Source organism: Actinomyces timonensis (assembly GCF_040702965.1).
GTDB classification, from domain to species: domain Bacteria; phylum Actinomycetota; class Actinomycetes; order Actinomycetales; family Actinomycetaceae; genus Actinomyces; species Actinomyces timonensis_A.
Map to the genome: position 1 here is coordinate 398,986 of NZ_CP159989.1, position 12,427 is coordinate 411,412.

The window sequence follows — 12,427 nt, forward strand, 5'->3', positions numbered from 1 at the left end:
TAACAAGGAGGGCGGGACCAACCGATGAGCGAGACCACTGAGCCGGTCGCTGGCGCGTCCCAGGCCCCCATCGTCGGCGCCGCCACCGATGTCGGTCGCACGCGCGCCGCCAACGAGGATGGCTACCTGGCCCTGGAGCCCGTGTACGTCGTCGTCGACGGCATGGGGGGGCACTCCTCCGGGCGCCTGGCCGCTCGCACCGCCCTGGAGAGGATCTCCGCCCTGGCCGGGAGCGTCATCAGTGACGCCGCGCAGGTCATCGAGGCGATCGAGGAGGCCGGGGAGGAGGTCGCCGCGCTGCCCTCCTCCGGTTCGCACCGACCCGGCGCGACCATCGCCGGCATCGCCCTGCTCCACCCCGACGGCGTCCCCGCCTGGCTGGTCTTCAACCTGGGTGACGCGCGCGTCTACCTCCTGCGCGATGGCGAACTCCACCAGGTCACCACCGACCACTCCAAGGTCCAGGAGCTCATCGAGTCCGGTGAGCTCAGTCGGGCCGACGCCCGCGACGACTTCCGCAAGAACATCGTCACCCGCGCCCTGGGCGGGGGGCTGGCGGGCCCCTTCACCCCGAGCGCGCGCCTCCTGCCCGCCACGGGGGGCGAGCGCTTCCTCGTGTGCTCCGACGGCTTGAGCGACGAGCTCGACGACGACGAGCTCGCCCTCATCCTGGGCGCCGGCCTCACCCCGCAGCGCACCGCCGAGGCCCTCGTCGCCGCCGCGTTGGAGAACGGGGGGCATGACAACGCCACGGCGATGGTCGTCGATCTCGTGGAGCGCCCGTCGCTCGTCGGCGTCGTCACGGCTCCCGAGCGGTCAGGGGGAGGTGCGTCGGATGCCTCCGGATGACGAGGGCGGGGCCCCTGAGGGCCGGGCCCTCACCGAGGCCGAGCGCGGCGAGGTGATCGTCGGGATGCTCGGCACGGCGCTCCTGGTCCCCGGGGTCCCCGAGCGCGTGGCAGCGGCCGTCCTGGCGGCCCTGGGCGGTCCGGTGGTCCAGGGTGACGACGGCGCCGTCAGGGGCGCCGCCGCCCAGGCCGCCATCTCCACCGGGCAGGAACCCCCCGACCCCGATGAGCCCGACCGGCTCGTGGCCGAGGACGGTGCGGTCGACGGCGCGCACGACGAGGATCTGCCCGCCACCGGCGTCTGGGTCGAGTCCGAGGAGGAGGACGCCGGGCCCCCGACGGCCGCGATGCCCGAGCCGGCCGCTGAGGATGACTCGGGCGGCTACGACCTCCTCGCCTCCTTCCCCGAGCCCGAGCCCGGCTCGGGCAGGCGCCGCCACCGCGCCTCCTCGGCGCCCGCGGCGCGCAGCGCGTCCGTGGGGAGCCCCGCGACCGGTCCTGGGGGAGGGGCGTCGGCCGGCGGCGCGATCAACACTCTGCCCTCATCCGCCGTCGCCGAGGCCCTGGCGACGGCGATGGTGCGCGACGCCCGCCCCGTCCTCGCCCTGCTGCGCCTGTCCACCGGGCAGGATGTCCTCATCCGCGCGGGCGGAGAGGTCGTGATCGGCAGGGCGCCCCGATCGACAAGCGCGCGGGCGGCGCTCGTCGTCGTCCCCTCGACCTCCCACATGGTCTCCCGGTCCCACATGAGGATCACCACGGCCGGGTCCTCCGTCCTCGCGCAGGACCTGGGCTCCTCCAACGGCACGACCCTCCACCGCCCCGGCTGCCCGGCGGTTCTCATCGCCTCCGCCCTGCCCACGCCCCTGAGCGTGGGGGACGTGCTCAGCATCGGCGATGGCATGACGCTCAGGCTCGTCGCCCCCTCCGCCCCGATGGGCGCGGGACCGCCCTCCCCGCCCGCGTTGACTCCCCCGGCAGCGGCGCCGTCGGCCGACCAGGCCCAGATCCCCCCGGGGCTCCTGGCGCAGATGCCCCCGCAGGGCCAGGGGCTGCCCGCGCCGCCGCTTGTATCCTCGTCATCTCCGGCCCCGTGGGCCCCGTCACAGCCCTCGTCGCCCTCGATCCCCCCGTTCCAGCACTACCAGCCGTAAGCAAAGGATTCTCCCCATGACCAGCGACGCAACGTGGACGGAATCGTTGCCCTCCGTCGACCCCGACCGCCCCGAGGAGCTCGTGCTCGACTTCTCCGGCGAGGTGCACAGGATCGCCCCGGACGAGACCTTCGTCGTCGGCCGCGGTGGGGACCTCGACATCGACGACAACCCCTACCTCCACCGGCGCTTCGTCGTGCTCGCCCGCGAGAACGGACTGTGGTGGATCGCGAACGAGGGCTCGCGCCTGTCGGCGACCCTCACCGACGGCGATGGGCTCGTCCAGTCCCGCCTCGCCCCCGGCGCGCGCATGCCCCTGGTCTTCCCGCGGGTCATCCTCACTTTCTCAGCCGGTCCCACCACCTATGAGATCGACCTGCTCACCGCCGGCGAGGATCACTTCGCCGGGATCGAAGGCGCCAGGCAGTCCACTGGCCAGACGACGATCGGCGTCACCCCGATGACCCGCTCCCAGCTCCTGCTCGTCCTCGCCCTGTCCGAGCCGGTGCTGCGCCGCGCGGGCACCGGCGCCGCGGAGATCCCCTCCTCGCAGGCCGCCGCCGCGCGCCTGGGCTGGCCGATCACCAAGTTCAACCGCAAGCTCGACAATGTCTGCGAGAAGCTCGACCGCGTCGGCGTTCGGGGGCTGCGCGGGGGCCGCGCCGAGGGCGCCGCCTCCAACCGCCGGACGGCGCTCGTCGAGCACGCCGTCTCCACGCTCATGGTCACTGCCGCGGACCTGCCCATGCTCGACGACGAGCTGGCCGCTAACCGCGCCGCCGCCGCGCCCGTGACCACCGCCCCGACCAAGGTAGGCGGCGCCGCGAAGGGGGCGGGAGCCGGCCGTGCCTGAGACCTCCTCGCCCGCGTCCTCCCTGATCCCCTCCTCCGACCCCGCCCTGCCCGCCGCCAGCCCCTCTCCCCGCCGGGGACGGGCGCTGGCCATATCGGCCGCCTGCCTCGTCGCCCTGCTCGCCGTGGGCGGCTTCGCGGCGCGGCCGGCCCTGGACTCCTACCTCTCCGGGCGCGTGGCCTCCGCCATCCGCCATGCGCTCCCCGGCCTCGACGCGGACGCCTCCATCACCACCAGTGGTGACCTCATCCTCCAGTTCCTCCACGGCCGCGTCGACTCGATCGGCATCGACGCCTCCCGACTCGACCTGCCCGTGAGCGCGGATACGGCCAGCACCCTGAGCGTCGGCGATGTCCACGTGGAGCTGACCGGCGTGAGCACCTCCGGCCCGTATCGTGCGAGCAGCGCGCGCGCCACGGGGATCGTCGACTGGCGGGGGGCCACCGACCTGGTGACCACCGCCGATATCAACCCCAAGGACGTGACGGTGGAGGTGGTGCGCCCGGGCACGGACACGGACCCCGGCAGCGCCCGCGCCTCCGGCGTCGGCTACGGCTCCGCCTTCGAGATCGTGTTCGAGCCGCGGGTCACGGACGACGGCGGCCTGAGCATCACCGTCAGCTCGGTGAGGGCCGACGGGGTCGAGGTGCCCATTGACGGCCCCGACTCCGAGGGGGGCAGGATTCTCGCGTTGCTGGGCATCCCGATCGACGGCGTGGAGATCACTCCCGATCAGCTGCCCCAGGGCTTGAGGGTCAGCAAGGTCATGGTCACCAACAACGGCCTGAGGCTCTCTCTCGTCGGCAGTGACGTGACCATGAGCAAGTAAGGCGGGCAGGAGCGGGCATGACCGAGGAGGACCTGGGCGGGTGCGAGGCCGTCGCCAGTCCCGGGGCTCCCGACGGCGCTGACAGGGCTGGCGGGGCCGACGGCGTGGGCGACGACAGCGCTCCTGGCGAGCCCGGCCCTCTCGCCCTCGGCGCGCAGACCCCCGGGGAGCCCGCTGGGGCGGGTGCCCCCGAGGAGGGCGCTGAGGAGGAGTCCCGGCGCCGCTCCCTGGCCTGGCGGAGGGGGGCCGCCGCCGTCGTGATCCTGGCAGCACTCCTCGGCCTGGCCGGGGCGGGGGCGGAGCGCTGCGCGCGCCGCGAGATCACCTCCCGGGTCCTCGGCTCCCTCCACGGGCTCTCCCCGGATGCCAGGGTCAGCCTCGACGGGCCCGTCCTGCCCCAGGTCGTGCGCGGAGAGGCTCGACAGCCTCAGTGTCACGGCCTCGGCGCTGACCGTCGCGCGCGGCGGGGCTCCCGCGACCCGGGCCGCCACGCCCGCCCCGGAGCCCGCGCCGCCCCCGGGGGACGGGGGCGTGCTCGGCGGGCTCCTCGACATCGTCACGGGCGGCCGGGGCTGCTCCGCCCCCAGGGTCGGCGATCCCGCGGCGGTCCAGGGCGCGCGGCTGAGCGACGTCGTCCTGGCGATCGAGGGGCTGAGCACCTCGGGGGCGCATCACGCCGACCACGTGACCCTCCGCGGGACCCTGCCCTGGGCCGAGGTCGATCGCATGGCGGGCCTCGTCGTCGGCGGCGTGTCCTCGCCCTCCTCGTCGGCGCTCCAGGAGGGCGCGGCCGGCTCCCCTGGCACGGCGATCCTGCGCGGGACCATCTGTGGCCAGGGCGTGGGGATCAACCTGTCGCCCGCCGTGACCGAGGCGGGGGGCGTGAGCCTGACCGTGACGAGCGTCTCGTGGGCGGGTAGGGAGGTCCCCGCCGATCAGAGCGTCGCCGGCAAGACGGCGCTGGAGTGGCTGGGGATGGGGTCCTCATCGCTCGGGCTCCCGGCCGACGCCCTTCCGGCCGGGTTCCGGGTGACCAGTGCCCGGGTGGGAGGCGGTGGCATCGACATCAGGATCGAGGCCTCGGACACCGACCTTCCCACCCCCACCGTCTCATAGCCCCCCTCTATATGCGAGACCGGTCGAAATCATGGTCGAGACCGGTCCTCGGGCCGGTCTCGGGAGCAATCGGCGACCGCCTGGACGGAGCGGGAACGTGGGTGAGGGTACCCATCGCCGGAGGTATCGCCCCAGCAAGGCTCCGTTATAGCCTGCGTGCGGCAGAGACCCGACCGCACCTCATGAGGAGACGTATGAGCGCCGACCCCGCGCAGCACCGGCAGCCCGCCGCGCCGACCGCGGCCGGGCCGTTCAGGGGGGCGGTGCCCCCCGTTGACAGCGCGACCGCCGGCTCCGGTGGATCCGGGCCCCTGCCCGCCTCCCGCCCGGCCCCCTCCGGCCATCCCGCCCCTCACCAGCCCGCCCAGCCCGGCGCGGTGCCCGCCGTTGCGCCGATGCCCCAGGCATCGGCGCAGGCCCAGCGGCCCCCGCAGGCCCCGCCGTCGATCGCCCCCGGCGCGCGCCGCGATATCCGCCCCGCCCCGGGAGAGATCCCGCAGTCGGGAACCGTCCCCACCGTCCCCCGCGAGCACGCCTACCCCGCGCCGACCGGCCCCCTGCCCACGCGCGAGGCCCTGCGCGCCGAGGCCGCCCGCTCCTCACGCTCCCGCCACCCCGAGGAGGACGTGGAGCGCGCCGGCGCCCTCATCAAGCGCATCCACCAGGTCTTCGATCAGCGCCTGGTGGGCCAGGAGCGGCTGCGCCTGGCCCTCATATCCACGCTCATCGCCGGTGGTCACATCCTCCTGGAATCGGTCCCGGGCCTGGCCAAGACCACCGCCGCCCAGACGCTCGCCTCAGCCGTCTCCGGCTCCTTCACCCGCATCCAGTGCACACCGGACCTCATGCCCAACGACATCGTCGGCACCCAGGTCCTCCAGTACACCACCGGGGAGATGACCACTCAGCTCGGCCCGGTGCACGCCAACATCGTCCTGCTCGACGAGATCAACCGCTCCAGCGCCAAGACCCAGTCCGCCATGCTCGAGGCCATGCAGGAGCGCCAGACCTCCATCGGCGGCGTGGTCTACCCGCTGCCGCACCCCTTCATGGTGCTCGCCACCCAGAACCCCATCGAGGAGGAGGGCACCTACGTCCTGCCCGAGGCCCAGATGGACCGCTTCCTCATGAAGGACGTGCTGAGCTACCCCAAGCCCATGGAGGAGGTCGACGTCCTGGACAAGATCTCCTCGGGCGCCTTCGAGGAGCCCCTGCGCGCCGAGCCCATCAGCACCGACGACGTCGAATGGCTCCAGGGCGCCGTCGAGCGCGTCTACGTGGACACGGTCATCAAGCAGTACATCGTCGCCATCATCAACACCTCCCGCGGTGGCGGCCCGCGCCCCGTGCCCGGCCTGGAGCGCCATGTGCGCGTCGGCGGATCGCCGCGAGGCTCGATCGCTCTCATGCGGGTCTCCCAGGCCCTCGCGCTGCAAGCCGGTCGCACCTACGTCACCCCCGACGACGTCGGCCTCCTGCGCCACGCCGTCATGCGCCACCGCCTGGTGCTGACCTACGACGCCCTCGCCGACGACATCGCCCCCGAGGCGATCATCGACGCGGTCTTCGCGGCGGTCCCGACGCCGTGAGCCGTCATTCCATGGCGGGCGCCATCGAGCTGCCGGCCGAGCCGACGCAGCGCGGGTCGCGCCTGGCCCGCGTGCGGGGGCGCCTGTCCCTGCCCACCCTGCGCCGCGCCACCGGGCTGCTCGACGGGCGGCACAAGTCGGTGCTCCTGGGGCACGGGCAGGATTTCGACGACCTGTCCGCCTACCGCCCCGGCGACGACGTGGGCGACATCGACTGGAAGGCCTCCGCGCGCATCGGTCAGCCCGTCATCAAGCGCTACCAGCGCGAGTCCAACCTGCCCCTCGTCCTGGCCGTCGACACCGGCCGGACCATGGCCGCCCAGGCCCCCAGCGGTGAGGACAAGCGCGAGCTCGCCCTCGCCGTCGCCGAGGTCATGGCCTACCTGGCCCGCCTGCGCGGTGACTCCGTGGCGCTCGTGGCCGGGGACGCCTCCCGGACGGTCTCCCGTCCGCCCCGTTCGGGCGCCGAGCACGCCGAGACGATCCTGGGGCTCATCGCCCGGCAGTACTCCGCCCTCACGGAGCCCCCGCGGGGCGGCCCGGCGAGCGCCCACGCGCGGGTCGGGCAGGTCTCGCCCCGGCGGGACAGCGGCGCCGCCATCGGCGAGCTGGTCCCCGGCGCGCCCGCCTCCGATCTGCCCGGCCTGCTCGGCAAGGTCATCAGCCTCCACGGCCGCCGCAGCCTCGTGGTGCTCCTGACAGACACCTCCCACCCGGACGCCACCGCCCACGACCAGCTCCGCAGGCTGTCGGCGCAGCACGAGCTCGTCGTCATCCAGATCGCCGACGACGCCCCCATCACCGGCGACCCCGGCGCGGTCCGCGATGTGGAGATGGCGGAGGACCTGCCGGTGTTCCTGCGCTACGACACGGCCCTGGGTGCCCAGCTCGCCCGGGCCGATGCCGCCCGGCGGGCCGGCGTCACCGCGCTGTTGGACTCGCGGCGCATCGAGCACGCCGTCGTCGCCTCCGATGAGGGCCTCGTGGACTCCATCGCCGAGGTGCTCGGCCGTCAGCGCCTCGCCACCGCCCGCAGGAGGCGATGACCGTGGAGCTCAGCCCCCGGCAGCTCATGCCCGCCTGGATGGCGGTCGCCGCCGTGGTCATCCTCCTGCTCGCCGTCGCCGGGCTGCTCTGGTCGTTCCTGAGCCACCGGGTCCGGGACGGCTTCATCAGCGATATCCCCATGGCTCCCGGGGAGCGCCGCCGCTGGATGGGGCTCGTCGAGCGCGCCGCGAAGAAGTACGACGCCGGGCAGATCGACCTGCGCGCCCTGCACCTCGAGCTGGCCTCCGCCCTGCGGGGCTTCGGATCCGAGCGCAGCGGTGAGGACCTGACCACCGCGACCGTCACGGAGATCATGGATATGTCCGCGTCCACCGAGACCGAGGACGTCGAGACCCGCCTCAAGCGCGCCAGGACCGCCTCGCAGCCCCTGGACACCGACCCCCTGGGGCATGTGGGGAAGCTCCTGGCGATCTGGGAGCAGCCCTCCTTCGACCGCGACTCCGACGCCGCCGCCGCCCAGGCCGTCGAGCATGCCAGGGAGGTGGTCTCGAAATGGTGATGCCCTGGCTCCCCTGGTTCCTCATCGGCGCCGCCGCGTTGATCATCGGCATCGCCGCGCTGCGCGCCGCCCGTAGGGGCGAGCGCCCCCCGGCCGGCCCGACGCGCCGCGTCGCCAACGCGATGCCCCTCCTGCGCTCGCCCGCCGTCCTGCGCCGCCTGCGCCGCCGCCGCGCGCTCCACGCCCTCCTGGGCGCGCTCATCATCGTGGCCATGGCCTCCTCGGCGCTGCTCGCCGGGCGCCCCGTGAGCAAGGACGTGCGTAACGACGCCCTGGCCAGCCGCGACATCGTCCTGTGCCTGGACGTCTCCGGCTCCATGCTCGGCCTGGATTCCCAGGTGCTGGAGACCTACGCCGAGCTCGTCGACTCCTTCCACGGGGAGCGGGTGGCTCTGATCGCCTGGAACACGACGGCGCAGACGATGGTGCCCCTCACGGACGACTACGAGACCCTCAAGACCGAGATGCGCAAGATCACGGATCTCCTGGACTCCGCGTCCACCAGTCTCTTCTTGGCGCGCAGCCGTTACTCGCGGATGTTCGCCGGCACAGTGGCGGAGGACCTCGACGCCTCCTCGCTGGCCGGCGACGGCCTGGCCTCCTGCACGCAGGCCTTCGACAACTCCGGCGCCGCAAGCGCCGACGAGCGCCCCCGCTCCATCATCCTGGCCACCGACAACCTCGTCTTCGACGACTCGCACGTCCAGCTCTACTCCCTGCCCGAGGCCGCCGAGCTCGCCACGAGCAAGAAGATCCGCCTGTTCTCCATCTACGGCTATGACGACGAGCTCGGCTACGGCGGCCTCGCCTCCCCGGTGGAGTCGGCTCGCCAGGAGCTGGAGAAGGCCACGCGGGACAACGGCGGCAAGTTCTACCAAGTGGGGGACTCGGGCACGGCCGGGCGCATCGTCGAGGAGCTGGAGAAGACCCAGGTCCAGGAGTACAGCGCCGACAACGAGGTGCGGCTGACGGACACCCCCCGGGCGGGCGCCATCTGGCTGGTTCTGGCCGCCGGCTCCCTGCTGCTCATCGCCGCCTGGGGGCGCGCATGACACTCCTCCCGCTGTTCGGATGGCCCCTCACCATCCTCATCGCCCTCATTGGCATCAGCGCCGTCGCCCTGAACTGGTGGCGCCTGCGCCCGCCGCGGCCGCGCCCCCAGGCGGCCCCCGCCCCTTACGGTCCGCAGGGCCGGAGCCCGCGGGGGGCCGGCGCTGGTCTCCGGCCCGTCCGCCGCCCGCTGTCGCGCTCGGCCCGCCTCGTCGTCGCCCGCAGGGCCGCCCTGGTGGTCGTCCTCGTGCTCATGCTCGCCGGCCCCAGCACGTATCAGTACGATCAGCGGGTCACCTCCACCGTGGAGGTCTACCTCGTCGTCGATCGCACGGGCTCCATGGCCGCCGAGGACTGGGCCGGCGGCGCCGGGACTCGGCTCGACGGCGTCCGCGCGGACCTGGAGGCGATCCGCAAGGCCCTGCCCGAGGCCCGCTTCTCCATCCTCGCCCTGGACTCCGCGGCGGCCAGGGAGATGCCGCTGAGCACCGACACCAACGCCGTCGACGCCTGGATCAAGACGCTCCGCCAGGAGGTGACGAGCCGGTCCACGGGCTCCTCGCTGGAGCGGATGCTCCCGCTTCTGACCGCCACCCTCACTGAGGCCGAGCAGGTGGCCCCCCAGGACGCCCGCCTCGTCTACATCCTCTCTGACGGTGAGGCCACCGACGATGGCGCCGGGGCGAAGGACGCCGCCTCGCAGGGCCTGGCCTGGAAGGGCCTCGCCCCCCTCGTCGACGGCGGCGCGGTGCTGGGCTACGGCACCGCCCAGGGCGGCAGGATGCGCGAGTACGACGGCGGCGCGACCCCCGCCGAACAGCTGCCCTACATCAAGGAGAAGGGGCACGGCGATGACGCCGTCTCGGTCCCGGACACCCAGGAGCTGCGGACGGTGGCGAAGGACCTCGGCCTGCCCTACTACCAGCGCGACGGCGAGGGCGATGATCCGACGAGCGCCTTCACGAGCGTCGACGTCGGGCAGATCCTGTCCGACGGGCACCATGGCAAGCGCTCCAGCCGCTACCTCACCTGGCCCCTGGCGCTCGTGGCCTTCGCGCTCATGACCTGGGAGGCGGTGGCGCTCGTGCGATCCGATATCCAGGTGCGCCGCCTGGCGCGGTCAGGGGGTCGGCGATGAGAGGGCGGAAGCCAATGCCGAGGCGCCGCCGCCTGCTGATCGGGCTCGGCCTGACCTCGATCCTGCTCGTCGTGGGCCTGTGGCTGGCGACGGTGTCCACGGGCACCACCCTGGCCAACCGCTCCCTGTACGCGGGTGACTACTCCACCGCGGTGGACCGCTACCGCGTGGTGCGCGCGATCAACCCGTGGCTGCACAAGTGGCGGGTGCGCTACAACCTGGGCACCGCCGAGCTCCTGGCGGGGGACTACGACCGCTCGATCGCGGATCTGGAGTCCTCCCTGCCCGATGCCCCCCAGGAGGTCATCGACGTCGCCTACGACACCGAGGGCAATATCATCCGGCAGCGCACCGGCGTGTGCATGACCCGCGTCAACCTCTTCGTGGCGCACATGGCGCTGGCGGGGCAGGCGCAGGAGTCGGGGGACGCGACGGCGGCGCAGGCCCAGGTCGACGCCGCGAAGGAGGCCGCGGGCGACTGCGAGGTCCCCCCTGCCCAGTCGCCGCAGTCCCAGCCGACGACGCCTCCCACCCAGACCCCGACGCCGACCGCATCGCCCACCCAGGCCCCGAGCGCCTCCGGGTCCCCGTCCTCGGGCGCGTCGCAGAGCCCCGGCGGTGATCCGTCAGCGGATCCGAGCGCCTCCTCCTCGCCGACGGCGGAGCCGACCGCCTCCGGGTCGAGCGCTCCCACCCCGGGTGCCAGCGGCTCGGCCAGCCCGACGCCCACGGAGGGCCAGGAGAAGGAAAAGAGGCTTCAGCGCCGCAACCAGGGACGCGAGAAGCGCTCCGCGGGGCCGAATGACGGCGCCAAGCGCCGCTGGTGAACGGGCGGCGCCGGGTGGACGGGCGGCGCCGGAACGAGGGGCCGTGAGGCGGGTGGTCGCGGGCGAGGCCCGGGCCGGCGCTGCTTCGTCGGCTCAGCCGGCGGCGGCCCGCTCGTGCCGCGCCTCCTGGGCCCTGTCGGCTGACGCGTCCTCCGCGGCATGGGTGCGGCGGATCGCGGGCACCGCGTGGTCCGGGAGCCGCGCTCCGACGGCTCGCAGCACGAAGGCGTCCAGGGCGTCGAGGTAGGCGGCCCGTGCGGCGGGGTCCTGAGGGGTGGGCCGCCCGCCCATGACGCAGGCGTTGAGCAGGGGGATGAGCATCGCCGGGTCCTGCCGGGGGATGAGGCCCTCATCCATCGCGTCGGTGAGGATCGAGGCGAGCATCTGGCTGATGAGCCCGCCGTGGGCGCGCAGCCGTCCCGCCGTGCTGCGCGAGACCGAGCTGGACAGCGGCCCGGTGGTCGGGAAGTGGAAGTGGCGCTTGAGAAGGGCCTGCTGGCGCACGTACACGCGCAGGCGGTCGATGGGGTCCTCGATACCCGCCAGCGCGATGGACAGCTCCTCGGAGTAGCGGACGACCTCGTGCTCCATGAAGGCCAGGAGCAGGTCCTCCTTATCGGCGAAATGGTTGTAGACGGCGGTGCGGCCCACGCCGGCGCGCGAGGCGACGTCGGAGAGCGTGATCTTGTCGAAGGAGCGCTGGCTCATGAGAAGGGACAGGGACTCGAACAGCGCGTTGCGCGTGCGCTCGCGGTGCTCGGCGAGGGAGCTACCCATGATTTTCGGCATGAGGCCAGCCTAACCCACGACGTGACGTTGTGGTTCTCGGTGTCAGCAAGCGCGGATGTCGATGTGGGCCGGGCCTGGGCGGAAGCGGCGGTTGTGTGAGTGATCACGGTGAGGATGTTGATCCTCACTATCAGGAGCGCGCTCCCGGCGCGAGGGCCGATCGGATCGCGCGAAGGATGGGTGTGTCCGCCGGCAGCCAGGGGAGGGCGTCGAGCTTCCCCAGTCGCACCCAGTCCAGTGACTGGTGCGCCTTCCCGCATCGGGGCGGGCGATCGCTGTCGGGCTCGGCGAGCCAGACCCTCATCCGATGCCCGTTCATCGCGGCCCAGGCCGGGGCGTCGTCGCCGGGCTGCTCGCGCCGCGTCGGGGGAGGCGGAACCGCCGGGGCGGCGGGCGGCACGATCTCGGCGCCCAGGCGCACCGATGCCCCGATCTCCTCGGCGAGCTCGCGCGCCAGCGCGGTCACCGGATCCTCCCCGCTCTCGACCTTGCCGCCCGGCAGCTCGTACTGGCCCGCGTGCTGGGGAGGGTAGGAGCGGGCGGCGCAGAGCATCGACGTCGGGTCGGCCAGGGAATCCAGGATCGCGGCGGCGACGACGAGGCGCCCGCAGGAGGGCCGGGCGGGGAGGGCTGGAGCGCTCATGCGCTGACTGTAGAGCCCGGCCGC

The 12,427-nt window shown here is 73.5% G+C and carries 13 protein-coding genes; 11 read left to right on the forward strand and 2 right to left on the reverse strand.

Annotated elements, in window-relative coordinates:
* Positions 1–24: 24 nt before the first annotated feature.
* The 11 genes from ABXS69_RS01695 to ABXS69_RS01745 all read left to right on the forward strand — a co-directional run bounded on the left by ABXS69_RS01695 (position 25) and on the right by ABXS69_RS01745 (position 10,971).
* Positions 25–849, forward strand: a complete 825-nt coding sequence (locus ABXS69_RS01695) for a protein phosphatase 2C domain-containing protein (protein WP_366180890.1) — start codon at positions 25–27, stop codon at positions 847–849.
* Positions 836–2,002 (forward strand): FHA domain-containing protein, encoded by a 1,167-nt coding sequence (locus tag ABXS69_RS01700; protein ID WP_366180891.1) that lies wholly within the window; start codon positions 836–838, stop codon positions 2,000–2,002. The genes ABXS69_RS01695 and ABXS69_RS01700 overlap by 14 nt, the downstream gene beginning before the upstream one ends.
* Positions 2,003–2,018: 16 nt before the next feature.
* Positions 2,019–2,855 carry a hypothetical protein gene (locus tag ABXS69_RS01705; RefSeq protein ID WP_366180892.1) on the forward strand — a complete coding sequence of 279 codons (837 nt, stop codon included), beginning with the start codon at positions 2,019–2,021 and terminating at the stop codon, positions 2,853–2,855.
* Complete coding sequence (locus ABXS69_RS01710; RefSeq protein ID WP_366180893.1) at positions 2,848–3,684, forward strand: DUF2993 domain-containing protein; 837 nt, start codon at positions 2,848–2,850, stop codon at positions 3,682–3,684. Before ABXS69_RS01705 ends, ABXS69_RS01710 begins: the two co-directional genes overlap by 8 nt.
* A 363-nt stretch (positions 3,685–4,047) precedes the next feature.
* Positions 4,048–4,800 carry an LmeA family phospholipid-binding protein gene (locus ABXS69_RS01715; RefSeq protein WP_366180894.1) on the forward strand — a complete coding sequence of 251 codons (753 nt, stop codon included), beginning with the start codon at positions 4,048–4,050 and terminating at the stop codon, positions 4,798–4,800.
* A gap of 194 nt (positions 4,801–4,994) precedes the next feature.
* A complete protein-coding gene (locus ABXS69_RS01720) occupies positions 4,995–6,389 on the forward strand; it encodes an AAA family ATPase (protein WP_366180895.1) in 1,395 nt (464 codons plus the stop codon).
* An 11-nt stretch (positions 6,390–6,400) separates the two neighbouring features.
* The gene (locus ABXS69_RS01725) at positions 6,401–7,435 is read left to right on the forward strand and encodes a DUF58 domain-containing protein (protein ID WP_366181502.1); all 1,035 of its coding nucleotides are present in this window, start codon (positions 6,401–6,403) and stop codon (positions 7,433–7,435) included.
* Entirely contained in the window at positions 7,432–7,956 is a 525-nt protein-coding gene (locus ABXS69_RS01730) for an alpha-amylase (RefSeq protein ID WP_366180896.1), read from the forward strand. The genes ABXS69_RS01725 and ABXS69_RS01730 overlap by 4 nt, the downstream gene beginning before the upstream one ends.
* The gene (locus ABXS69_RS01735; protein WP_366180897.1) at positions 7,950–9,008 is read left to right on the forward strand and encodes a VWA domain-containing protein; all 1,059 of its coding nucleotides are present in this window, start codon (positions 7,950–7,952) and stop codon (positions 9,006–9,008) included. Before ABXS69_RS01730 ends, ABXS69_RS01735 begins: the two co-directional genes overlap by 7 nt.
* Entirely contained in the window at positions 9,005–10,144 is a 1,140-nt protein-coding gene (locus ABXS69_RS01740; protein WP_366180898.1) for a vWA domain-containing protein, read from the forward strand. The genes ABXS69_RS01735 and ABXS69_RS01740 overlap by 4 nt, the downstream gene beginning before the upstream one ends.
* Before the next feature lie 14 nt (positions 10,145–10,158).
* A complete protein-coding gene (locus ABXS69_RS01745) occupies positions 10,159–10,971 on the forward strand; it encodes a hypothetical protein (RefSeq protein WP_366180899.1) in 813 nt (270 codons plus the stop codon).
* A gap of 93 nt (positions 10,972–11,064) precedes the next feature.
* Here ABXS69_RS01745 and ABXS69_RS01750 read toward each other — a convergent pair whose 3' ends face one another.
* Positions 11,065–11,760, reverse strand: a complete 696-nt coding sequence (locus ABXS69_RS01750) for a TetR/AcrR family transcriptional regulator (protein ID WP_366180900.1) — start codon at positions 11,758–11,760, stop codon at positions 11,065–11,067.
* A gap of 130 nt (positions 11,761–11,890) precedes the next feature.
* On the reverse strand, positions 11,891–12,403 hold the full coding sequence (locus ABXS69_RS01755; RefSeq protein ID WP_366180901.1) for an NUDIX domain-containing protein: 513 nt from the start codon (positions 12,401–12,403) through the stop codon (positions 11,891–11,893).
* Positions 12,404–12,427: the final 24 nt, after the last annotated feature.